The organism is Shewanella sp. TC10, from assembly GCF_009663145.1.
Lineage (GTDB): Bacteria > Pseudomonadota > Gammaproteobacteria > Enterobacterales > Shewanellaceae > Shewanella.
This window is the reverse complement of sequence record NZ_VKHR01000006.1, coordinates 47363-72388: the sequence shown is the minus strand read 5'-3', so window position 1 is coordinate 72388 and position 25026 is coordinate 47363. Positions and strand designations below refer to the sequence as shown.

General features: G+C 41.3%; 19 protein-coding genes. 12 read left to right on the top strand and 7 right to left on the bottom strand.

Features of this window, described 5'->3' with window-relative positions; all coding sequences use genetic code 11:
- Window positions 1-4: 4 nt before the first annotated feature.
- Both FNZ24_RS03465 and nfuA read right to left on the bottom strand, forming a co-directional pair.
- Complete coding sequence (locus FNZ24_RS03465; RefSeq protein ID WP_153913032.1) at window positions 5-610, bottom strand: prepilin-type N-terminal cleavage/methylation domain-containing protein; 606 nt, start codon at window positions 608-610, stop codon at window positions 5-7.
- A 289-nt stretch (window positions 611-899) separates the two neighbouring features.
- Window positions 900-1478 (bottom strand): Fe-S biogenesis protein NfuA, encoded by a 579-nt coding sequence (nfuA, locus tag FNZ24_RS03460; protein WP_153913031.1) that lies wholly within the window; start codon window positions 1476-1478, stop codon window positions 900-902.
- Between the two features lie 321 nt (window positions 1479-1799).
- Here nfuA and FNZ24_RS03455 point away from each other — a divergent pair, with 321 nt between their 5' ends.
- The gene (locus FNZ24_RS03455) at window positions 1800-4355 is read left to right on the top strand and encodes a M14 family metallopeptidase (protein WP_194944985.1); all 2556 of its coding nucleotides are present in this window, start codon (window positions 1800-1802) and stop codon (window positions 4353-4355) included.
- Between the two features lie 158 nt (window positions 4356-4513).
- Here FNZ24_RS03455 and FNZ24_RS03450 read toward each other — a convergent pair whose 3' ends face one another.
- Together FNZ24_RS03450 and FNZ24_RS03445 are read right to left on the bottom strand one after the other, a co-directional pair.
- Window positions 4514-5095: a hypothetical protein gene (locus FNZ24_RS03450; RefSeq protein ID WP_153913029.1), complete on the bottom strand. Its 582-nt coding sequence runs from the start codon at window positions 5093-5095 to the stop codon at window positions 4514-4516.
- Window positions 5096-5230: 135 nt separating this feature from the next.
- Window positions 5231-5995 carry a ComF family protein gene (locus FNZ24_RS03445; RefSeq protein ID WP_153913028.1) on the bottom strand — a complete coding sequence of 255 codons (765 nt, stop codon included), beginning with the start codon at window positions 5993-5995 and terminating at the stop codon, window positions 5231-5233.
- Between the two features lie 55 nt (window positions 5996-6050).
- Between FNZ24_RS03445 and bioH the strand changes: the two genes are divergently transcribed.
- The 5 genes from bioH (at window position 6051) to FNZ24_RS03420 (ending at window position 10276) form a co-directional block, all read left to right on the top strand.
- On the top strand, window positions 6051-6851 hold the full coding sequence (gene bioH / locus FNZ24_RS03440; RefSeq protein WP_153913027.1) for a pimeloyl-ACP methyl ester esterase BioH: 801 nt from the start codon (window positions 6051-6053) through the stop codon (window positions 6849-6851).
- A 66-nt stretch (window positions 6852-6917) separates the two neighbouring features.
- Entirely contained in the window at window positions 6918-7439 is a 522-nt protein-coding gene (locus FNZ24_RS03435; protein WP_153913026.1) for a hypothetical protein, read from the top strand.
- Window positions 7440-7737: 298 nt separating this feature from the next.
- Complete coding sequence (locus tag FNZ24_RS03430) at window positions 7738-8028, top strand: putative quinol monooxygenase (RefSeq protein ID WP_153913025.1); 291 nt, start codon at window positions 7738-7740, stop codon at window positions 8026-8028.
- 146 nt (window positions 8029-8174) lie between these two features.
- Window positions 8175-9227, top strand: a complete 1053-nt coding sequence (locus FNZ24_RS03425; protein WP_153913024.1) for a radical SAM protein — start codon at window positions 8175-8177, stop codon at window positions 9225-9227.
- A 122-nt stretch (window positions 9228-9349) separates the two neighbouring features.
- Window positions 9350-10276: a hypothetical protein gene (locus tag FNZ24_RS03420; protein ID WP_228768362.1), complete on the top strand. Its 927-nt coding sequence runs from the start codon at window positions 9350-9352 to the stop codon at window positions 10274-10276.
- Between the two features lie 176 nt (window positions 10277-10452).
- On the opposite strand, the gene FNZ24_RS03415 is transcribed toward FNZ24_RS03420, so the two are convergent.
- Window positions 10453-12810, bottom strand: a complete 2358-nt coding sequence (locus FNZ24_RS03415; RefSeq protein ID WP_153913023.1) for a Tex family protein — start codon at window positions 12808-12810, stop codon at window positions 10453-10455.
- A 314-nt stretch (window positions 12811-13124) separates the two neighbouring features.
- Window positions 13125-14063, bottom strand: coding sequence for a helix-turn-helix transcriptional regulator (locus FNZ24_RS03410; RefSeq protein WP_194944984.1), 939 nt, complete (start codon window positions 14061-14063; stop codon window positions 13125-13127).
- Window positions 14064-14257: 194 nt separating this feature from the next.
- On the opposite strand from FNZ24_RS03410, the gene FNZ24_RS03405 reads away from it, so the two are divergent.
- From FNZ24_RS03405 to FNZ24_RS03385, 5 genes are read left to right on the top strand one after another with little or no spacing between them, the layout of a single operon-like run.
- On the top strand, window positions 14258-15208 hold the full coding sequence (locus FNZ24_RS03405; protein WP_416384810.1) for a DmsE family decaheme c-type cytochrome: 951 nt from the start codon (window positions 14258-14260) through the stop codon (window positions 15206-15208).
- 14 nt (window positions 15209-15222) lie between these two features.
- Window positions 15223-17211, top strand: coding sequence for an MtrB/PioB family decaheme-associated outer membrane protein (locus FNZ24_RS03400; RefSeq protein WP_153913020.1), 1989 nt, complete (start codon window positions 15223-15225; stop codon window positions 17209-17211).
- Window positions 17212-17257: 46 nt separating this feature from the next.
- Window positions 17258-19741, top strand: a complete 2484-nt coding sequence (locus FNZ24_RS03395; protein WP_153913019.1) for a DMSO/selenate family reductase complex A subunit — start codon at window positions 17258-17260, stop codon at window positions 19739-19741.
- Between the two features lie 10 nt (window positions 19742-19751).
- Window positions 19752-20381, top strand: coding sequence for a DMSO/selenate family reductase complex B subunit (locus FNZ24_RS03390; RefSeq protein ID WP_153913018.1), 630 nt, complete (start codon window positions 19752-19754; stop codon window positions 20379-20381).
- 58 nt (window positions 20382-20439) lie between these two features.
- Window positions 20440-21051 (top strand): TorD/DmsD family molecular chaperone, encoded by a 612-nt coding sequence (locus FNZ24_RS03385; protein WP_194944983.1) that lies wholly within the window; start codon window positions 20440-20442, stop codon window positions 21049-21051.
- Between the two features lie 74 nt (window positions 21052-21125).
- Here the strand turns inward: FNZ24_RS03385 and hmpA are convergent, their stop codons facing one another.
- Window positions 21126-22319, bottom strand: a complete 1194-nt coding sequence (gene hmpA, locus FNZ24_RS03380) for an NO-inducible flavohemoprotein (RefSeq protein WP_153913016.1) — start codon at window positions 22317-22319, stop codon at window positions 21126-21128.
- A gap of 364 nt (window positions 22320-22683) precedes the next feature.
- On the opposite strand from hmpA, the gene FNZ24_RS03375 reads away from it, so the two are divergent.
- On the top strand, window positions 22684-24672 hold the full coding sequence (locus FNZ24_RS03375) for a methyl-accepting chemotaxis protein (protein WP_153913015.1): 1989 nt from the start codon (window positions 22684-22686) through the stop codon (window positions 24670-24672).
- The last annotated feature ends 354 nt before the right edge of the window (window positions 24673-25026 follow it).

Genomic DNA, 25026 nt, shown 5'->3' with positions numbered 1-25026 from the left:
CGGATTAATCTTCAATGAAAGGGGTAACAGTCCCTGCTACCGAATCATAAACAATCTTGATTTCTGCACGATTTCGGCCTCTGGTATCTCCCAGTGTTCTTAATACGTAAGTACATTGCGTCGCACCGGTGCCACCATCTGCAGTATGGCGATAGGATTCAAAATCAACATCATCTGATGTATTTCTAATGGCAACGGTAGGTGGATCTTCTATCAATGCATTCCACAAATCCACACACCCAGCCTGACCTTGGCCAATATTAACTGGGTTCCCCATTGGATTACCTTTTCCAGTGCCTAACGGATAGCCAAAGGCATTCATATCTAAATCGTCATCAGCAAAATCAGGCAAATCATTCATTGGCTCACTGCCACCAATAATTTGCCAGCGAGTATGCGCAAAGGTAACTGACTGCTCAAACGAAGCGGCAACAGCCTTAACACGACTGATTTCAGCATCGCGCTTAAGATCGAAAAATTTACTGACTGCAATAACGGCAAGCACAGCTAACACAATAATTACTACAACCAGCTCAATTAAGGTAAAACCTTTTGAACCTGCTGCAACATGATAAGCGTAAGATTTATGAGTATGGGAAGGTTTTGCCACGCAGTGCTCCTTATCGTCACCTTGTTATAGTTATAACACATGCATAACATTAAGGCGCTTTCTCTCAACCTAAAGAATGAAAAATTTATCAAACCTAAAAGATTTTTTGCTCATAAAATCAGACGCTTTTTATATTAGGCAACCCATTTAGACTATTTTATTGGGGTTTATCAAACGTGTTCATGCTGCGGATAACTCGGACATATGAGTTTTTAGACACATAAAAAAACGCGGCAGATTAAGCCGCGTTATTATTGTCTATCTCATCGATAAAACTTCACCGAAGTGATTATTGGTATGAGTGAGAACCATGTTGGTGATCTGTCACGTCTTTAACGCCAGAAAGCTCACCTGGGAACATCTCTAATAATTGCTTCTCGATACCATCTTTCAAAGTGATATCAACTTGAGAACAACCATTACAACCACCACCGAACTGAAGTACTGCAGTACCTTCTTCAGTGATTTCAACTAACATGATGTTACCACCATGGCTTGCTAGCTGTGGGTTAATTTCAGATTGAATCACATACTCAATACGCTCTTTTAACGGTGCATCAGAAGCCACTTTACGCATTTTCGCGTTAGGTGCTTTAAGCGTTAATTGTGAGCCAAGTTGGTCAGTCACAAAATCAATGCTCGCTTCTTCTAAAAATGGTGCACTTTTTTCATCAACCATGGCACTGAAACCAGTAAATGGTAATTCAGTATCATCAGCTTCAACAGCATCTGGTGGACAGTAAGATACACCGCACTCTGCTTGAGCGGTACCAGGACTGATGACAAACACACGGATATGAGTGCCTTCAGGTTGATCGGCCAGTAATTTTACAAAATGAGCCTGAGCCGTATCAGTAATGTTGATCATAAAAACTGCTCCGTTGGGTAGTACTTGAGTAAGAACCAACTTAATTAAGAACTGACTTAAATAAGGTAGTACTTGAGTAATTTAGTAGGTTTAGCGACATGATACTCTTAGTTGCCTCGGCTTTATAGTCCTGCATGTAGCAACTGTGACAAAAAATAGTCTCTTTCGGTCGGTTTTTAATGGAGATTTAAGGCTAATCACTTTATTGTTATTGCACGGTTTTCTTTTTATGATCTTGTTTCTCCTATGATTAGCTTACATGTCTTGCTCGCTCGTTTGTCAATTAGAACACTGGTAACTTTTTTTACCTGCCTGCCTTTTATGGCATCAGCCAGTGAAACTTCTCCCACTGAGACCCATATTGAGCAGCGATTACAAGCTGAAGATATTAATCCCCTCCTCACCCAACCTGCGCAGTACTTAGGTTATCCGCTAGGTGAATGGCATTTGCGTCATGATCAAATTAACCACTATTTGCAGTTACTTGCCAGTGAAAGTGAGCGGGTATCACTGGATTCAGCAGGGTTTAGCGAAGAACGTCGTGAGCAAGTTACTGCGGTCATTACCTCAGAAAAAAACCAACAAAACCTTGCTGATATAATTGAATATAGAAGCAATATTAAATATGGCACCATGCAAACCAACCGCAGCAATAAAAATCCTTTAGTGGTATGGCTTGCGTACTCCATTCACGGTGATGAGGCCAGTGGTGCACATGCTGCAATCGCGTTAAGTCACTATCTTGCAGCAGCCAATGCGCCTTGGGTAAAAGAGTTATTAGACAATACGGTGATATTGCTTACACCCACTCAAAACCCTGATGGATTTGATCGCTTTTCAAACTGGGCTAACAATAATAAAGGCCAAGTCATTGTCACTGACAATAACCATCGTGAGCATAATCAAGATTGGCCAGGTGGGCGCTTTAATCACTACCTCGCCGACTTAAATCGAGATTGGTTGTTCTTACGCCATCCTGCATCACAAGGTCGAGTGGCCTTTTTCCATAAATGGCAGCCGCATTACGTGGGAGATTTCCATGAAATGTGGCATCAGCAGTCATATTTCTTCCAGCCTGGAGTACCTGATCGCGTCAATCCTTTAACCTTGCCAGCCAATCAAGAGTTATCTAACGAGTTAGCAGATTTTCATCGCAAAGCCCTAGATGAAGTTAAACAACCCTATTTTAGCGGGCAGATGTTTGATGACTTTTTTTACGGAAAAGGTTCAACCTACCCAGATATTAACGGTGCTATCGGTATTTTGTTTGAACAAGCCAGTTCACGTGGCCAAGCTCAAGACTCTCCAAATGGGGTCGTGACCTTAGCTGACAGTATTGATAATCAATTTGCCACTTCATTATCTAGCCTTAAAGGGGCTCACGCACTGCGTAAAAAGCTAATGGCATACCAAACTAACTTTTTCTCAAGTAATGTTAAGCGATTCCGTGACGGTAAACAGTCAGGAAGATTAGTTAAAGCCCACAATGGTTCAGCGCACATTACTGAGTTGGTCAGTATTCTTGAGCAACACAAAATCAGTTTTAAATACCTAACCCAAGCTTTTGAAGATGATGATATTAACTTCACCCCACAAGACAGCTTGTTTATTCCTGATAGCCAGCCACAACATGATTTACTGCAAGCTTTATTTGATAAGCGCACCGAATTTAAAGATGAAACTTTTTATGACATATCCACTTGGAACTTTGAGTCAGCATTAGGCCTTAGCTTGGTGAACAAAGCTAAACCCAGCGAGAAATATTTGTCTGAAAAGCCCACTTTTAGCATTACTCAAACCAGTTACCCACAAGACAGTGTGGCGTTAATGATTGATTGGCAGCAAGCCGCTGCTGCTCCTATGCTTCAACAGCTGTTAAACCAAGGTGTATTAGTAAAGTACGCCTTAAAACCTTTTAGCCTTTATCCACATACGTCAGCTAAATCGTCAGCTAAAACACAGTCAAATAAACAGCCGACCGCATTTATTGCAGGCAGTTTACAAATACCGCTTAAGCAGCAAGATTTTACTGCAACAGAGTTAGCTGACATCGTGGCTACTGCCGCGCAAAAACACCAAGTAACAGTTGTCGCGTCAGCCAGTTCACATACGGCAACAGGAATGGACTTGGGCAGTGATGATTTTATTAAAGTAAAACCAGTCACCCCGCTTATCATTACCGGGGCTGATACGAATGCATCTGAGACAGGGCAACTTTGGTATTTCCTTGATAAAACCTTAGGTATCCCAACGACCATGGTTAACACCGAGCGTTTAGTATCGCTAGATTTATCTGCTTATAGCCATATCTTTATGGCAGATGGTCCATATCACTTGATAAGCGATGGCACCTCAAGAAAACTCGGCAAGTATGTATCAGAGGGCGGCACAATCGTGGCGCAAAAGCGTGCCTTAGTTTGGCTCAATAAACGTAATATTTTGAACTCTGAACCCAAGAGCAAACGTGAATTAGCCAAGCTCTTTAGCACGACAGGAATGAAGTTTGGGGACCAATCCAAACTTAAGGCTCGCCAATCAATAGGCGGCGCGATCGTATCGCTAAAATTAGATAGCACCCACCCAGTGACTTTTGGTTTGCCTAATCCACTGCCGGTAATGAAAAACCGTGAGATTAGCTTTAACCTCACCTCAACGCCGTTTATCGTGGCGGCGGAGTATGAAAACGACTTATTAGTCAGTGGTTTTATGGCGAAAGAATACCAACGCTCATTTGCTAACTCACCTGCAATGATTGTTGAAACCAAAGGTAAAGGTAAAGTTGTCGCACTTACCGACAACTTGTTATTCAGAAATATTTGGCTTGGCTCTGAAAAGGTTTACGCCAATGCGCTGTATTTTATCCCTTCGGCATTATAAACCTTAGTGTTTAGGTTTATTTGTTACTAGTCATTGTTATTAACCATTGTTATTAGCCAATGTTACGACGACTTTTCAAGCACTTGGTTCGAGCAACTCACGCCAAGAACAGTTAAAAAAAGAGCGCATTTGCGCTCTTTTTTATATTCGAATAACCCTTAATTCAATTGATGTTGTTTCAATTCTGGATCTTGGTGGGCAAACTCTAATTGAGCAATTTTTTCTTCCGCTTCGGTTGTTGTTATCACTTGTTGGTCAGCTAACCACCTGAATTTATTTATTTCATTTTCAAGTTCATTATCCAAGTTGATATCGCCATACCACCTTAATAGCTGAGCTTTTTTACGTTTAAATATTTCTTCGATAATGGTGTCATGCTTTTTATCTTGAATAATAAAGACATTACCCTGTTCTGACTTAAATACAGAAAATGTCACTTTTGATGCGAAAAACCAAATCATGCAAACAATGCCTAGCACTAACCAAAAGCTATTACTCAGTAAAGGTAAATCACTATAGTAAGCACGTACCACTCCCAAACATCCAATTATAATCCACAGCACACCTACATTTCTTACCCATTCATTTTGCTCAATACTGACCGATGACTTTTTAGGGAAAGTACCGTATTCAACATCGATGTCAGCAGAACCAGACTTGTCTTTAAATGCAAAGTTAACCACTTCATCATTAAATGTGAATGTGTGTACTGTTGAGAATTTTTTCTGTTCAATTTCCATTTTCTAACCTTAATCTCCTTATAACCATAACAACAGCTAGCTTTAGCTCGCTTGTTATTACTTTAAAAAGTTATTCCTTTCAATTTCATCGCCTTAGAACATACTGATATTATTCAATAGATACAAGTTATCGCGTTAAAGTAACCCAGGTGCTTCAGCTCTTGCTAAGCACCAAGCTTGTACGTGTACGTATTCGGCTGCAAACAACTTGCTGATTTCATTAATAGTGGTGCCTGTTGTCACCACATCATCAATCAATGCCACTCTTTGATATGGGATATCTTGGGTTAAACTGAATGCATTGGCGCAGTTAATCCGCCTTGCTTTGCCATCGAGACCAGCCTGAGCTTGGGTATCCACATGCCGAATTAATAAACCGTCGTCCATCTTAATCCCCAATTGCTGACTTAAAGCATTTGCGATTAACCAAGCTTGGTTAAATCCACGCGATTTTAAACGATTAGCATGCAGAGGCACTGGAATAATCACTTGGGGCAATTGGATAAGATCTCTCGCCACTAAATCCATCACTCGAATGGCGAGTACCTGAACAAGCGCATGTAATGGCGCGCATTGTTGTTGATACTTTATCCCAGAGATTAACTCGCCAAGACCTTGATGATAGCTGCAAGGCGCGATGACCCATATAGGCTCGCTTCGCTGGCAGTGACCACAATAACGCTGTAGTACTGACATTGTTTTGCCACAACCTAGGCAGGCTTCATCTTGATACAAGCCTGCAATAAGGCAGCTTTGACAGATCCCCGTTTGCGGCCTCTGCTGGCCATATTGATGAATATCCTGACGACACAACAAACAACGGTTGGGCAGGTTGCGCAAAATGGCATATTTAATAGTACGTAAGCCTTTATAACAGGCTTGTCGGAGTTGCCAATCCATATAATATCCTTATCCTGTATGGCAATTAGCTGAAGACCAACCTTAAGGAAATCTAGTGCAGCCTCAATTACCTAAGCTACACGTTCACACTATTGGTGAAGGCCAAGACCTCATTTTGCTCCATGGTTGGGGTGTGAATTCTGCCGTTTTTAGTCCATTACAAACGGCGTTCAGTGAGTATAGAGTGCATTATGTAGATCTGCCCGGATTTGGTGATAGCGTTGAAAATAGCGGTGATATAACAGCTTGGGCAGCACAATTGTCAGAGCAGTTACCCAAACAAGCCATTTGGCTTGGCTGGTCACTAGGCGGTTTGGTCGCAAGCCAAATTGCCATTAATCATCCACAATCTGTCAAAGCATTAATCACTGTGGCCTCATCGCCCTGCTTTATGGCGCAAGAAGCACAAACAACTCCAGAACAAGCGGGTTGGCCAGGAATTGCCCCAAAAGTCTTGGCGCAGTTTTCCGAGCAATTACAAGTCAACCTTGCTAAAACCGTTGAGCGCTTTTTAGCGATACAAGCCATGGGCAGTGATTCAGCAAAAGAGGATATTGTGGCCATTAAGAAGTTGGTTTTAGCCAAACCATTACCTAGTCAGACAGTACTAGACCAAGGATTAGGTATGTTACGGAGCGTAGATTTACGCAATCAGCTAAATAATATTCAACAGCCATGGTTAAGAATTTGGGGCAAATGTGACAGTTTAGTGCCAAAAAAGATCATAACTATTTTACCTCAGGCAACAAGTATTAAAGACGTTATTCACAATAAAGCATCCCACGCACCGTTCATTTCACACCCAGAATGTTTTTTGACCGAATTACTACCATGGATCAAAAAACATACAGACTAAAGCTATAAAACCACTTGCAAATTGACTATAATTTAAACGTTATTCGTTAATTCTTAAGTGAGTTTTATGCTGGTTGTCACCAATTATCCCCAAGTACCGATTGCGACAAGTAATGTTGCAACCGATCTTGCGCGCGCGGATAACCAGCAAGCTAAACCAATTTTACCGCCTCAAGAATTATCTAAAGCTCATCAAGAGCGAGCTTATAACCAACAAAATGAACGATTAACTCGTCATGAATTGCTTGAGCAAAAGCAGCAACAAAAACAGTCTGCAGAGCAACAACAAACCCAGCAACAAGCTTTAGGTCCAAAAGGCATTTTTCCGCAATTGTTGCGTGTCGCAGCTAATAGTAACCCAACTATCCAGCGCCGTGATATTCAACAGAAAAATGCTCAGTCAACCAATGTTGAAGCAGATAAAAGTACCAACAAAGATAATTCCCGTGCGATTCAAAGCTTATTATTAAATGATGCCAGCGAAGAGCAGTCTGAGGTTTTTTACCAACAGCTTGGTGAACGTGTTGGTCAATTTTATCAGCAACAAACAACTCCTTCAGATCAAAACCAACTATTTGCACTCGTATAAACGTACCTGCCAGCTTTGCTCTAGGCCATTCAGCTTGGAGCTACACCAGTCAAAAGCCTGCCTCAATATTTAACTAACAGTTCTATTGCTCTATCCCTCTATTGCTACTTACTAGCCCTTAACCTTTGTTATTGATTGACAACCATCGTCTATTATCAATTTTTATTTGATAATATTTCAAATATTACCCTGTTTAATCGTTTTACAAATAAGCCTACTATAATTTCATCAAACGGAAACATGCACAGATGATTAAGTTGTTTCTGTTTCAAACTCACAAGCTATAGGACATCTCAACATGACTAAATTAACTATCGTTGCCAACATTATTGCCAAAGCTGACAAAGTTGAACTTGTTAAAACAGAGCTATTAAAGCTGATTGAAATCACTCGTGCTGAAGCAGGTTGCATTAATTATGACTTACATCAGGACAATGAAAATCCAGCTCATTTCATGTTTTATGAAAACTGGGAAACTCGTGAGTTATGGCAAACACATATGGGTAACACACATTTAGCGCAATACATGAGTGCGACTGAAGGCGCTGTTGAGCAATTCATTTTAAACGAAATGACCCAAATCGCTTAAATCTTAATTCATCATCCCCACTTGTTCATTGAGCATTTATTGTGCGCTAGGCCACTTTTGGTTTAGCGCTTTTTTTAGACACATCCAGCGCACAGGGAGTTGATTTGCGGATGTCATGACCCCCCAACCGATTGGAGCCATATCCCATGGATATACTTGATTTTCAACAAGGTCCTATTAGACCCCCATCAGAAGCTAATAGCTTACTCATTCGAACCACTCAAGGCTGCCCCTGGAATAACTGTACTTTTTGCACTTTATACAAAGGTATGGATTTTACAATCAGACCCGTTGAAGACATCAAACGCGATATTTGGGCTGCCAAAAAACATTATCAAGGTAAAACCTTTACCACTTGTTTCTTGCAAGATGGTGATTCCTTTGCAATGCCAACTGCCGATTTAATTGATGTATTAAACACATTAACTGAAGCGTTTCCTGAACTGACTCAAATCAGCTCCTACGGTCGAGCCCAAACCATGGTAAAAAAATCAGCTGCAGAAATGAAAGCTATCTGTGACGCTGGATTAAATATGCTCTATTGCGGCATGGAGTCTGGCTCTGTTGAGGTATTACGTAAGGCCAAAAAAGGCATTACGCCTAACTCAATTTTAAAATCGTCTTTGCATGCAAAAGCGGCAGGAATGAAGATGATGGTATTTGTGATTTTAGGTTTAGGTGGCAAAGAGCTATCAGTACAACACGTAACTGAAACTGCTAAGTTACTCAATCAAATTAATCCTGAAGAAATACGTTTATTGTCGTTAGCGGTTAAGCCTGGCACTGAACAAGCCAGCTTAGTCGATAGCGGCAAGTTTAGCGTATTATCTGAAGTTGAAATGATTCAAGAGCAACAACAATTACTGCGCTTGTTAGATGGCATTAATAGCCGATACGGTAACTATCACTCCATTAACTTACTGATGGAGCTAAATGGAAAATTACCTGAAGATAAAACTGACTTTCTTGACCGAATAGCGCAATTTCTTCAATTAAATTTAGCCAAGCAACACAATTTCATTCTTGGCCGACGCTTAGGCTATTATCAACGGCTGACAGATCTTAATAACCAATTGCTATTTGATACTGTGCAACAAGAGCTCAATCGACTCAAGCAGCTTGAAAATGATATAACTGCTGTTCAGCAAAATGGCGTATTAGAAGACACTTTTCACCGCTTACGCCAGAGGCTTATTTAAATGTAAACCTTAATAATGTGTTGTGTAAAACCGCCCTTTATTTCATTTTGACTCATTGCTGAGCAATACCAATTGTGTGATTATATTGAGTAAATCAATTTTGGCACAAATGGGGGGCGAAAATGACACTATCAAAGTATATTTTTGCCGCTTTTATTAGCTGTCTATTGGGTAGTATTTTCATTGTAAAACCTGCACTTGCCAAAGATGTCGTTATTCTTAACCACCCCGCCTCAGAGACTGACTCTCGATATCAATATAGCTTTGAATTAATGAAGCTCGTTATGGAGCAAACCAAAGAAGATTTTGGCGACTGGGAAATTACTCACTCTGATGTTTTTATGACACGAGATCGAGTATTGAATGAACTCATTTCAGGAAAAATCATTAACGTGATGGCTGAAGCCCCGAAAGTTGGTTGGAATGAGTCATTAATCCCTATCAAACTGCCTATTCGAAAAGGTATTCAGGGCTTTAGAGTTTTCATCATTAAGCAGCAACACTATGAAGAATTTCAAAACATTGAAACTTTAGCTCAACTCAAAAATTACCCGACAGGATCTGGAATATTTTGGTCGACGAGAAAAGCACTGGAACTCGCCGGATTTGATGTGATTGTGGGTTCAAGTTATGACGGGTTATTTCATATGCTTGAACGGGGACGATTTACCAGTTTTGGTCGTGGGATCAATGAAGCCTATGATGAATTAGACAGTCACACGCAAACTTTTCCCAATCTAGTGTTAGATGATAAAGTGCTATTGCATATACCACTGATCACCATTTTCTATGTTTCCCCTAACCAGCCTGAACTCGCTAAACGCATAGAAACAGGGATGAAACGCATTATTGCTAACGGTCAATTTGATCAGGTTTTTTATCAGCAGTATTGCCAACTTATTCATAAAGCACAGTTGAATAATAGAGTGATTTTCGAAATCGATAACCCATTGATGGAAAAAGATGAGTTAATCCGGATGAGGCAGCAAGGCTTGATGCTTTCGCCAACAATGAACTTTGATGAAGTTTGCCAAATTTATACTGACTAACTCCCTGAACTTTATTGTTGCATTAACTGCCAATAACTATCCAAAACGGCCAATAACTTATCTAAGTTCTAAGTTCTAAGTTCAAAAGCTTGCTAAGCTCAAAAACTAAAAACCTCAGATAACAGGGTTATCTGAGGTTTTTGTAAACTAATGACTAATCGTCAGTTCTTAAGCGGTTATTTTTTCAGTTTGGCAAAGGCATTAGCAAATGCATCACCCATTGCCGCATTGGCAGGGGCTTTGTTTTGCTTACCTTGGCCACCTTTAGCCGACTGACCTTTAGAAGATGCTTGTTTGCCTTTACCAGCACTTCCTTTACCTGAAGTCTGTGGCTTATTCGATGATGCTTTAGCTTGTACTGGCTCATCCAAGCGCATACTTAATGCAATGCGGCGACGCTCAGTATCGACTTCCATCACTTTCACTTTAACCACATCACCTGCTTTAACTATCGTGTGAGGGTCGCTGACAAATTTGTCAGTTAACGATGAAATATGCACTAAACCATCTTGATGAACACCAACATCAACGAATGCACCAAAGTTAGTCACGTTGGTCACTACACCTTCAAGGATCATTTCGAGTTTAAGATCTTTTAACTCTTCAACGCCTTCTTTAAAGCTAGCTGTTTTAAACTCACCACGAGGATCTCGCCCAGGCTTATCAAGTTCTGCCAAGATATCGGTAATGGTGGGTAAACCAAAGTCTTCAGTGACAAATTCAGCGGCATTAAGCTCTGATAACAATTCAGAATTACCCATCAACTGCTCAATAGTTTGCTGTTTTGCCTTAGCAATCGATTCCACTAATTTATAAGCTTCAGGGTGAACAGAAGAGCCATCTAATGGGTTTTTAGCTTGATGAATACGTAAGAAACCAGCCGCTTGCTCATACGCTTTAGGCCCTAGACGTGCCACTTTTAATAGCTGTTTACGTGATTCAAACTTGCCATTTTCATCGCGATAATTAACGACATTTTTAGCTAAGGTTTTGTTGAGACCAGCGACTTGAGCCAGCAATGGCGCTGACGCCATATTTAAATCAACCCCAACACCATTTACACAGTCTTCTACCACAGCTTCAAGTGAGCTTGATAACTGGCTTTGGCTAACATCATGCTGATACTGACCGACTCCGATTGATTTAGGTTCAATCTTCACCAGCTCTGCTAACGGATCTTGTAACCGACGCGCAATCGATACCGCGCCACGGATCGATACATCAAGATTTGGAAATTCATCAGAAGCAAGTTCAGAAGCTGAATACACAGAAGCACCCGCTTCACTGACCATAATCTTGGTCAATTTAGGGTGGGTTTCTTTCATAAAGCTGATAACTTCGGCGGCTAACTTATCGGTTTCGCGAGAAGCTGTGCCATTACCAATGGCAATTAGCTCAACCTTATGCATTTTAACTAGGTTAGCCAAAGTACGAATCGACTTATCCCATACATTTTGAGGCGCATGAGGGAAGATGGTGGTGTGAGTGACAAACTTACCCGTGTTATCCACAATGGCCACTTTCACTCCGGTACGAAGACCGGGATCCAGCCCCATAGTTGCTTTAGCGCCTGCAGGTGCTGCCATCAGCAAGTCACCTAAATTACGAGCAAATACATTAATCGCTTCCGCCTCGGCACGTTCACGCATTTGGCTAATGAACTCGGTTTCCATCTGCAACGCAATTTTCACCCGCCAAGTGGCTGTGACTACTGTTTTTAACCATTGATCGACTTCTGAATCGCTCAGCTTTAAATTAAAGTGCTCAGCAATAATCACCACACAATAGCTACTCTGAGCCTCTTCCGCCTTAGGATCAGCATTCATTGAAAGGCTCAATACGCCTTCATTACGTCCTCTAAGCATAGCTAATGCACGATGTGACGGAACTTTAGTGATCGCTTCAGTATGCTCAAAGTAGTCGCGGAACTTAGCGCCTTCTTTCTCTTTACCTTTTACCATACGACTTTCAAGCACTGCTTGCTGACGCAGATGTTTACGTACCTTTTGCAGTAGATCTGCGTCTTCAGCAAAGCGTTCCATCAAGATAAAACGAGCACCATCAAGCACAGCCTTAATATCTGCAAAGCCAGCTTCTGCATTAATGAACTCACTCGCTTTAGCGTCCAATTCACTTTGACGGTTAGCTAACAAATATTCAGCCAACGGCAATAAGCCTGCCTCAATCGCAATTTGGCCTTTGGTACGACGCTTAGGCTTATAAGGTAGATAAAGATCTTCAAGACGGGTTTTGCTATCAGCAGTATTAATTGCCTGCTTTAGCTCTGGGGTAAGCTTACCTTGGGTATCGATACTAGAAAGAATCACCTGCCTTCTTTCAGCTAATTCCCGCAAATACCCTAAACGACTGTCTAGAGTACGTAATTGAGCATCATCTAAGCCCCCAGTTGCCTCTTTACGGTAACGAGCAACAAAAGGAACGGTAGATCCATCATCAAGTAACGCGATAGTCGCTGAGACTTGTTGCTCACGAACATTGAGTTCTTGAGCGATAATTTGAGCAATACTAAGCATAAGGGTCTTATTCGGCGTTGAATAACAAATATCGCCCAAAGATAGCATAATCAGCCAAAAACGTTTATTGAGTTTGTGCTTTTTCGTCTTATTTTACTTGTAAAATCACAGTAATTTTGACTTAAAAGCGTGTCAGATTATTTGAATGGTATGTCTCATATGCGGCATATATATTTATAAAATACCTATTTATAGGTATGAATTATTAAGTAATATGTTTATTGCGTCACAAAACTTTATCAATAAGTCTTTAATTAATAATCATTCTCAACTGTAACATTTGATACATTTATTTAATAATACAATGATACTATTTAAATAGAATTAGATTTTAGGCTATTAACATATTCAGTTGGGCAGCAACCAATCGTATTTTTAAAATGACGACTAAAGGTGGATAAATTTTTAAAACCACACTCATAAGCTGTCACTTTAATATTACTATTGTTTTTATTTAAAACCGAAACAATAGAATTTGCTTTAGTATTTTTTATTATGTCTTTTACGCAACAATCATCAACTTTTAGTTCTCGCTGCAAAGTTCGGGTCGACATACCTAATCTATTAGCCAAGGAAATAAGGCTTAATTCAGCAGGTGAAATGCTTTTCGCAGCAGCGCTAATTCGTTCAATATTAGAGATATTATTCAAATATTGAGGCAGCATGTTTGCCCCGTCTCGTTCATCTTTCTTGACGAAAACAGACAAGTTTTCACAGTTAAACTTTACATTATCCAGCAAATCAATGTTGTTACCATAAAAACCACTCTCAAATGGTAACTCCATAATTATATTGGACTTATCTTCATTTTTAAATTTTAAAACATGCATTATAGATACATATATGAACAAATCATCGTACTTAGATGCTAGCGATTGTTTTGCGCGCTTTGCTACTAAACCTACACTGTCTTCAGTCTCAATGCTGCACCAGTTAAGATCTGACACCTGATTATAAAATTGAGTAAACGCAAGTAGCTTACTGGCATTGCTGACATTAGTAGATAGATCAATTTTCGTGAATGCTTCCAACCTAAGAATCAAAAACTTGACCAAATCAATAAAGAAATACGGATTAGTCGTATTCTTTTCAATATAATTTAATAAGTTAGTAATGGTATTAAAACTAATTAATTCTTCATCTGGCAAATATTTAAAGTGAGCATATTCACTTGGTAAAGAGAAATTAATTTTCTCACAATATTCGCATACTATTTTAGTGTGAATAGCAGGTCGGCACTTATATTTAATCATTTTTGAACTTTTAATTTGAACGGTTGTCATTGCGGCAAGTATTTTAATTTTTTTTGTTACCCCTGATATAGATCCTGATCACAAATGTCGTTTTATGATAATCGCAATTCTTAGATTTGAAAGTCACCAATCTTTAAAATACCCCTTATTGATTACTCCATTTTTATAAATTCGATTTAATAAGGTCAGGTGACATGATGAACTGGTGTCGAAACGTCATAGCTTCTATCAGTGTAGCCCTTTGCTTATGTACATTTAATGCCGCAGCTGCGCCATGGGATGACATGACAGGTGAAGAAGTTTCTCAAAAACTGGTTGAGAAGTTCGCTGAAGGTAAGTATTCCCCTAAAGGAGCAGACAGCTGCTTAATGTGTCACCAACGCACTGAAGGTGTCGCTGACATTTTCAAAGGTGCTCATGGCGACTTAACCAGCAAAGATTCGCCAATGGCCGGCCTTCAATGTGAAGCATGTCATGGCCCTCAAGGCAACCACAACCGTGGTGGCAAAGAGCCAATGATTCAATTTGGCAAAAACAGCAAATTGGATGCCCCTACCCAAAACACCGTTTGCCAAGGTTGCCATAACGACCCAGAGCAAATGGCATGGCACAGCAGCACCCATAATCTGGAAGAGATTGCTTGTGCTGATTGTCACGTGGTACAYGCMGCTAAAGATCCCGCATTAGAYAAGCTCACCGTCAATGACACCTGTAYTAGCTGTCAYACCCGCGAAAAAGCTGACATGAACAAGCGCTCTGCTCACCCAATGAAGTGGGACCAGATGACCTGTATCGACTGTCACTCTCCACACGGTTCAATGTCTGAAAGCGCCCTAAATAAACCAACGGTTAATGACACTTGTTATAGCTGTCACGCTGAAAAACGCGGCCCAATGTTATGGGAGCATGCACCTGTCACTGAAAACTGTGTCACTTGTCATAACCCACACGGTAGCGTTAATGAAGGCATGCTAAATAATCGTGCACCTCAGTTATGTCAGCAATGTCACGCTGATGACGGCCACGCAAGTCGCGTTGTTTTACAACCTGGAATGGATGCCTTTGGCGGTGGAAAAAGCTGCTTGAACTGTCATAGCCAAATCCATGGTTCTAACCACCCAGCCGGCAGCTTGCTGCAGCGCTAATTAGGAGCCATAACATGAACTTTAAACTGAACTTAATTACTGCTTCTTTATTAGTTGCATCAGSKCCAGCCATGGCGGCTAACTTTGCCGTCGGTAATGCYAATACTGAAAACCTCAATCAAGAAAAGTATGAGTGTAAGCGCTGTGGAAATAGCACTGGCTAYAGYGGCAACATTGATATCTCTGCAGGTTACATCGACAGCGACGATGTTCACGCAGCCAATGCTTTTGGGACTGACCAAGACGGTTTTGTCTCTGCGGTCAGTGGCGATATTGAATACCAAGACGAGCATGGTTACCAAGCMAGTATTCAAGCTCATCAATTAGGCTTTGAAAACAGCACAGCTAACATYAGTGTCGGTCAAAAAGGCTTGTTTAATGTCGATGCTGATTACTCACTGATTACCACTTATCAATCAGGTGATGCACAAAGTAGCCTTTACTACGATGACGGCATGATGGTATCGGGCGAGCCTTATGTGTTCGAGCTATCTCAGCAACGTGAGAAAGTGGGTATWGGTGCTGATTTCAACCAAGACTTTTATCAAGGCTATGTGCGTTTCGACCGCGAAGATAAAACCGGTTAYAAGAGCAGCAGCTTAGTCAGCCCAAGCCCTGTTAACTTTGGTCAACGCGTTGACTCAACCACAGACTCATTTACCGCTGGCGCGGCATTAACCGGTGAAAATTGGTTAACTGAACTGAGCTACTTTGGTAGTCAGTATAAAAACAATACTGAAAACTTGAGCCTGCCAACTTATTACGATGTTTACTCAGCCACACCGGATAATGAAGCACACCAAGTGTCGTTATCGGGTCAGTACCGCTTAGACCGCACCATCATGTCAGGTCGTTTCATTGTCGGTCGTATGATACAGGATGATGATTTAATTCAAGTGGCTGGCAACCCAATCCAGAACTGGGATGGCGAAGTCGACACCACAGATGCCAATATCCGCATCACTTCAATGCTCAGCAACCGTTTACGTGTTGGCGGTAGTCTTGATTACAGCAACCGCGAAAACAACAGCTCTGTGTATGAATTCCAGCAATACAACTTCGATAGTGTCAGCGGCACCTTCAAAGAAAATGTTGCCACAGACGTTGAGCGCTCAACCTTTAAACTSAATGCCAGCTACCGTATTGCTAGTGGTTACCGCTTACAAGCAGGTTATGACCGCAAAGACATCGAACGCACCTACAGCGACCGTGAAGAAACCAACGAAGATAGCTTATGGGCAAAACTGTCTATTCGCGCTATCGACAACTTCACCATTGATATGAAAGCCGCTCACAGCAATCGCGGTGGCTCTGAGTATCAAGCYACAGAGCTGACTTCAAGTGAAGACAACTCGCTTATGCGCAAGTACTACTTAGCAGATAGAGAGCGCAATGAAGTTGAACTGCGCGTCAGTCACACCCCGCTTGATTGGTTAAGCATCGACTTTACAGGTCGTTACGCTAAAGACGATTACGACGATACCGTCATTGGCTTAACTGAGTCAGAAGATTACAGCTACGACATTAACCTTAATATGCAACTCACCAAGCAGTTCTCGGCTTACGGTTTTGCAGGTCAGCAGTGGATTAACTCAGCTCAAGCTGGCAGCCAAAGCTACAGCGACCCTGATTGGTACGCGGATATCGAAGATGAGTTTATCAACTTAGGTGCAGGCGTAAGCTACGGCGGCCTAATGGAAGACAAGCTCACCCTTGGCGCCGACTACCTATTCAGTAATTCAAGCAGTGACACTTATATGACTGCTGAGGGTACCAGCCCATACGGCGACTACTACTCCTATAACCATAGCGCGAGTCTTTACGCTAACTATGCCTTGAGTGATGACATGGCATTGAAGCTGACTTACCGCTACGAACGCTATTACGACACCGATGACGCTCAAATGACCCCTGATGAAGTGCCAGGCATGGTTACCCTGGGCGAGCTTAATCACAATTATAACGCCCATCAAATCATGCTGAATTTCAGCTATGTGATGTAGTCGTTTTACAAACGTGCTGAATAAATTTTAGTAAGAGGAAATAGTAATGGAACGCAGAAGTTTTTTAAAAGCGAGTGCTGCATTGGGTTGCGCAGCTACAGTCACAGGCTGTAACACTAGTTCAAAAGATGCAGTGGAAGTCCCACCAGAAACCCCAGTTGATGAGCAAATGACTTGGTCTGCTTGTCTTTGTAACTGTGGTTCAAATTGCCCATTAAAAGTATTTTCAGTCGATGGCAAAATTGTCCGTATTGAAACAGATGACGAAGGTGATGACGAATTTGGAAATCACCAGATTCGTGCTTGTGCGCGAGGTCGCTCTAATCGTAAACGTGTTTATAACCCTGACCGCATTCAATACCCGATGAAACGTGTAGGTAAGCGCGGTGAAGGAAACTTTGAGCGCATTAGCTGGGAGCAAGCGACGTCTGAGATTGGCGCAAAGTTAAAAGGTATTTATGACTCTTATGGTGCTCGCTCAGTATATTCAATGTACGGAACAGGTGCTTACTACGATATCAATGGTGGTAACTCATGGAAGCATATGCTTAATCTCATGGGCGGTTACTTAGGCTATTACGGAAGCTATAGTGCGGCACAAATAGCGAAGCTATTTCCACTTATTTACGGCTCTTCAGCCAATTCAACTATCAGTGAAATTCAGTACAGTGATTATTGCCTCTTTTTTGGTTACAACCCTTTAGAAATGCGTCAATCAGGGTCTGGAGAGGGCTTTGAATATGCCTATTATAAAGAAAAAAATAACCTTAAAACGGTAATTGTTGACTGCCGTTACAGTGACACTCTTGCGGGTAAAGATACTGAGTATCATGCATGCCGCCCAGGAACTGATGCAGCTTTATGTGCAGGTATCGCATATCACCTAATTACTATGGGTTTAATAGATGAAACCTTCTTATCTACCAAAGTATATGGATTCCGCGATGAACCTGCGTTACCAGAAAAAGGATTGGAAGCTTTACCTTATGAGCGCAGTTATGAGGCCTACATTTTAGGTACCGGTGAGCTTGACTCGCAAGCTAAAACGCCAGAGTGGGCAGAGGTAATTTGTGGAGTACCTGCAGAAAAAATCAGGAAAATAGCAGAAGAACTTGCCGCAGCAGAAGCTCCTTATATCGGAAGTGGATGGGGAATTCAGCGCCAAGCTAATGGCGAGAATAATGTCTGGTCAATTGCAGCTCTTTGTATGCTAGTTGGTGCCATTGGGAAAAGAGGCACTTCTACTGGAGGCTTACCCAATTCAGCTATCTCAATGTATACATTTGGATTAGCAAGTCTAACAGGCACAAGCAGTGCAGAAACGGCAAAAATATCTGTATTCTCATGGCCTGACGCAATCAGGAATGGCAAAGAGATGACAGCTTTTAAAGATGGAGTAATACTACCTGACTATGATGATGCCAACCCTGTGGATGGTAAGCTTGATGCAAATATTAAAGCGATTATCAACGTTGCAAGTAATACATTAATCAACCAACATTCTGATTGTTTTGGTACCGCTGAATTACTTGAAGACGACACTCTATGTGAATTAATCGTTGTCAGTGAAAACCATATGACTCCTTCAGCGAAATTTGCCGATTACTTATTGCCTGAAACAACATGGTTAGAAACAGATGATATCGCCAACCAGTCATATGGTGCAGGTGCTATGAATCTAGTTACACCAGTAACTAAAGCTGTTGATCCTTTATTTGATAGTCGTTGTGCTTATGATATTTGTTCGGATATTGCTGATGCTATGGGTGTCGGTGAACTATATCGTCAAGGCAGAGCAGATTTAGATGAAACACTCGAAGCTTATTATCAGCAAAAAGTTGCTCCGATGAGTTCGCAATTTCCATCCACTTACAAAGACTTTCAGTCTCAGGGTATTGTCAAATCATTCAGTGAATCTAGCGAAAGAGATTGTGCATTATATAGCTATGTAAATACAGCTGAAGCCGAAGTAAATACCCCATCTGGTAAAATAGAACTGTTTTCTAATAAAGTCGATTTCATGAACAAAAACTGGGAAAAGCCAGATTATGTTTTAGATCCAACAGTTGTTCCTAATGGTCATTTTATTACTCCAATCCCAACTTATATTGTTACTTGGGAAGGCTTTGAAGATCCAAACACTCGCGATGACTACCCTTTTCAGTTAATTGGTCATCACACTAAAGGTCGAACTCATTCTTCATTCCATAGCGTGCAATGGCTGCGAGAAGCTGTACATGATGCAGTTTGGGTAAACCCACAAGATGCAAATGGCTATGCAGACGGTGACTGGGTCATCGTTGAATCGCCAGCTCGGGATGGCAACCTCGCAAGACAAGTCAAAATTCAGGTGAGATTAAGTAACCGAATTATGCCTGGCGTTGCATCTATCCCTCAAGGTGCATGGTTCGATCCCGAAGCAGGAGTTGATATCGGTGGATGCGTAAATACCTTAACCGCATATCGACCAAGTCCAATAGCTAAAGGTAACCCACAGCATACAAACCGTGTAAGAATTTTTAAAGCATAGGAGCTAATCAATGTCTGAATTAACCCAATACGGCTTCTACTTTGATACCCGTAAATGTAATGGATGTAAAGCTTGCCACATAGCATGTAAAGATAAATTTGATGCTGAAATTGGAGTCAAGCCTCGTCGTGTATACGAATATGGCGGTGGCGCTTTTTCTGAAAACTCTAACGGTACGGTTGAATGTAGTGTATTCACATACTATATGTCTATCGGCTGCAATCACTGTGATGAGCCAGTCTGTGTAAAAGCTTGTCCAACAGGCGCAATGCATAAACGTCGTGAAGATGGCTTCGTTCATGTAGCTACTGATTTATGTATCGGTTGTGGTAGCTGTGCCAGTGCTTGCCCTTATGATGCACCACAACTGGATCCTGTCAGAAAAGTCATGATCAAATGTGATGGTTGTTTTGAACGTGTTCAAGAAGGAAAGCAGCCTTTATGTGTTGTAGGTTGCACCCAAAGAGCTCTGGACTTTGGAAAGATTGATGAGCTTCGTGCTAAATATGGTGAACAAGCTAGTATTGCACCCTTACCTTCTGCAGACATTACATCGCCGAACCTGATCATCGGAACAAGCGAAATGACTCGACCATCAGGTAGCCTCGATGGTGTTATTCAAAATCCAGATGAAGTGTAGTTGATCAGTAAAATGCATGTGGAGAACTAAACAGTTCTCCACATTTTTAGGGGAAACAATGTTAGCAATAAAAGAACGACAGGAACTTTCAGGAGCAATGTTTAACTTACTGGCAGATGCTTTCTATAATCCACCTACAACAGATAAACTCAAGCTAACAAGCAGCTCATTTGAAAACTGGCCAGATTTTTCCGGCCCTAACACAGAAGCAATTCACGCGATAAAACAGAGTCAATTAAACAATACAATAGATGACTTCAATGCCGATTATCATCGATTATTCGTGGGACCAGGTAAGAAGCTCGTTTATCCATGGGGATCATATTACACAGATCAAGAAGGTTTACTCTTTGGCAAAACGACTAAAGCCTGGGAAGATTTTTGCCACACAAGTGATATTAAAATTACTACGATAACTTATGAGCCTACAGATCATTTCGCCCTCATTTTTTCAGCTTTATCTGCTATACAATTAAGTGAACATACTGAAGAAAAAAAGCTAAGACTTATTAAAACCATTTTATTGGAACACTTTAGTGATTGGGGAATAAAAGTACTTAATTTGATACAAGAAAAATCAAATACTCAATACTATTCTGCAATTGCATCACTAGCATTTCAATTAGTAAATTACTGGGTAAATGAGACTGATACTACGTTAGCATCATAATCAACAAAAAAGCGACTACTATAGCGTATATAGTGAGTCGCTTTTTTAATGGTCGTTATCCTCTTAATTCAAGGTTATAGATCTGAATGCGGACCAAAAACTTCGTAGTTTATTTGCGACTCAGCAACATTAAGCGCTAGTAATTGCTGCTTAATTGCTTTCATAAAGCCGATAGGGCCGCAGAAATAGTATTGTGCGTTTGGCACAATATGTTCAGCAATCTTGTTGAGCTCAACTGTCCCTTCAAAATCAAAATCTTCAGCCGGTAAATCTGTAGCTAAAGGCTGACGATACCAAACGTAGCTGTCTAAGTTGGTATTCACATCTCGTTTGGCTTTGATTGCTTGCTTAAAGCTATGCTGTGCACCATCTTCACAAGCATGTACCCAAGTGATATTTGCTGTATGTGATTGCGATAATAACTGATTCAACATGCTCTTCATTGGCGTAACACCCACACCTGCCGATAATAGCACTACTGGTGTTTCTGCTGCTGTCGCCAATACAAAGTCACCTGCCGGCGCAACAACGTCAATCACATCACCCACTTGGTAATGATCATGAAGCAAGTTCGACACCTTGCCATCTGATTCACGCTTAACACTAATGCGGTAAGTGTTGCCATTAGGTGCATCTGATAATGAATACTGACGAATTTCAGTAAACTCAAGCTGTTCATGCTCAAGCGACACGCTTAAGTATTGCCCCGGAGTGAACTCGACGACAGGCTCACCATCTTCAGGCGCTAACAGGAATGAAGTGATAACTGAAGACTCTGCTGTTTTTGCTTTAACCACAAAGCGGCGTTTACCTTCCCAACCGCCAGTTTTAGCCGCAGTTTGTTGATAAAGCTGCGCTTCACGGTTGATAAAAATATCAGCTAAAAAGCCATAAGCATTGCCCCAAGCTGTCAACACTTCTTCAGTCACGGCATCACCGCCGAGCTCTTTAAGTGTCGCAAGTAGGTGACCACCAACAATGGCGTACTGCTCTGGCTTGATTAAGAAACCAGTGTGTTTATGGGCAATGCGCTCAACTGCAGCGCCTAGCGCTTCAAGGTTATCGATATTTTTTGCGTAAGCGGCAACCGCATTAAACAAGGCAACAGGTTGACCGCCAGTATGCTGATGCGCCAAGTTAAATACATCTTTTAACTCAGGGTTATGTTCGAACATACGTTGATAGAAATGGGTGGTTAGCGCTGGACCTGCCGCTTCTAGTAATGGAATAGTGCTCTTTACAACGTCTTTAGTATGCTGATCTAACATAAACAACCTCTAATATGTATTTAAAATGCATGTTTTAAAATGATAATAAACATGCATTTGATTTAGATCAATATATTTTAGATTAATTTCATTTTATCTAGGGCTCATTTAACAATTAATCTCAAAAATTAGGTCGTTTATAAGCGAACAACACCTTGTACCTGACTAAAAATAGAGCAGTAACTCTATTTTTGTATTAAGCCTCTATTTCTTTATAAGCAGCTTAGTCTCTTTTCAATTTAACCATAAATAAAACAAGGGTTTGATCACATAAAGATACAAGTTGATACATACAGTGTAATCTTAATGTCATATTTAATTCATAAAATCCCCAACACTTAATCTCCAAAAAGCTAACATTTCAATGAAGATTTCCACTCTTTCCTTAACAGCTTCGGCAATATTGTTGCTGCTTGCTGCTCTATTGGCTGTTACTGTACTTTGGAGCACTGATAAACGTCAGCAATTAGAATTACAAGCCACTGAACTACAACAAATTCAACAAGCGTTTTTGCTTGAAGTCCGTCCTAATATCAATGCGTACCTTCAAGCTGGCGACAGTGGCACATTAAATCAAGCAAGACAGCAACTCATAGACATTTCAGGGAGCATTGACCAAGTCAACTTACCTTCTGCAACTAATGATATTAACGCTCTGCTGCAATTCCTGAATGGCTTTGTTGATAACCTAGACAACCGCTATCGCGCTGCAGGTAAACTTGCTGGTAACCCACGACAATTATTAGCCCACTCAGAATCTGAAATGCTCGACAACAATATGCGTTTAGCAGCTTACGCAGAGCAAGGCTTAGCTATCAATGCCGAGCTAGCCCAAGATTTTTTACACTTAAGCCGTGAATTACCGCCATTGGTATTTAGGCTATCTCAGCTCACTGACGGTTATCTCATCGGCAAAGACACTCGACTAGAAGCCAGCTTACAGCGCAGCATTGACGAGCTTAATCAATGGCATAAACAATTAAAAAAATTGGACTTAATCGGCATATACCAAATTGAAGAAGTCGATGAATTTGCTTTGGGTGCAGATGAACCAGAACAGTTTGAAGTCGGTGAGAGTTACCGTAGCGAATTGCTAAGTTTGAGTTTACGCTACGACAAAGAAGTGGCTAATACTCACAAAATGCTCGCAGATAACTTAGCCGTGCAATCACAGCTCACAGCTGATACTAACCAAGTCGAGCAGCAACTATTGCGCTTAGGGACACTGCACGCCAAATACGATCAAGACTTAAAAAAGCAGCTACAAACTATTCTCTATTCAATGGTGCTGGTTATTGGCCTATTTGCGATGACTTATTTATGGTTGCAGCAACGTCGAGTCGTCAGTCCATTAAAGCGTCTTAATGCAGCTTTCATGAAACTCAGCGAATCAAATCATCGTGAACAATTACAAGTTAATAGCCGCTGCGAAACCGGTCAGATTGCAGGACATTTTAACCAGTTACTGCATAGATTTGAGCAAGAGGATGAACAGCAGCGACAGCAAGTCACCAAAGTTTCGCAATCATTAAGTTTACTCATTGAGCGTATTAAGCAGTTATCTAATGGTACCGAGCAAACTCAGGAAGTCGTCAACATCGCGCAGACTCAAACCAGTCAAATACGAGAGCTTGCAGATCAGGTTAAGCAAACGTCATCCGTTGTTGAGCAAAAAGCCGCGCTCACTATGGAGCATATGCAAGCAAGTCAAAGCCAAGCTGAGGCTGTTTTAGAAGCAACTGGCACCTCTCAAAAAGCAGTGAGCCATTGTAATCAATCATTGAGTCAGCTTTCGACATCTGTAACTGATGTGTCTCAAATCATTGATGTGATAGGTAATATTGCAGAACAAACCAATCTATTAGCATTAAATGCCGCCATTGAGGCTGCACGCGCTGGTGAACAAGGTCGAGGCTTTGCCGTTGTAGCTGACGAGGTGCGTAATTTATCTCACCGCACTCAAAGCTCCCTTAAAGATATCTTAAATATACTTGAGCAACTCACCATCTCAAATAAAGCCTTAACTGACAGTGTTCAGGGAATTGGAGAAGCAACTCAAAGCCAGCAAGAGCGAGCGACCAACCTACTCGAAGTGGCGAAAACCGTGCAAGAACAAGCCAACGAAATGGTCGGCACCGCAAAACAAGGCTCTGACTTTGCTAACCAACAAGTGAACTACCTCGATGAATTTGGCACCGCCATGGATAGCTTAAATCACCATGCTCAAAGTGCCTCAGATCAAAGCCATCAAATCGCATCTGAAGTGGCAGAATCTGTACACTCCATCGAGCAAAGTTTAGGTATAGAAACTGATTCCGTTATGACTGCAAAAGCAGACAAAAGCGTTTTTTAGTGATGTGAATAATTCATTATTTAATGCATTTTAAATAAGACATAAAGTCGTGGCGCTTCGCCCATACCAGACCAAAAGGGAGTGACGGCAACTCCCTCTTGGAACACCCACCCGCTCCCTTGAAGTGTTAATCCTTCATCGCTTTACACTCATTAGCTAACGCCTCAGGCTCGCCATCCATGGCTCAACTGAGGCTATCTCGGCATCCATGCCGAGCTCACGCAAATGAGTGTAGCGATTCTGGACACTTCAAACGGAGGCTCTTGAGCCTGCAACTTCATTTGATGTTTCTTCATTAGAGCTTAATTGCTTTGGTTATTTTCAATTGAAGTAAAATCGTAGAGAAAAAATACC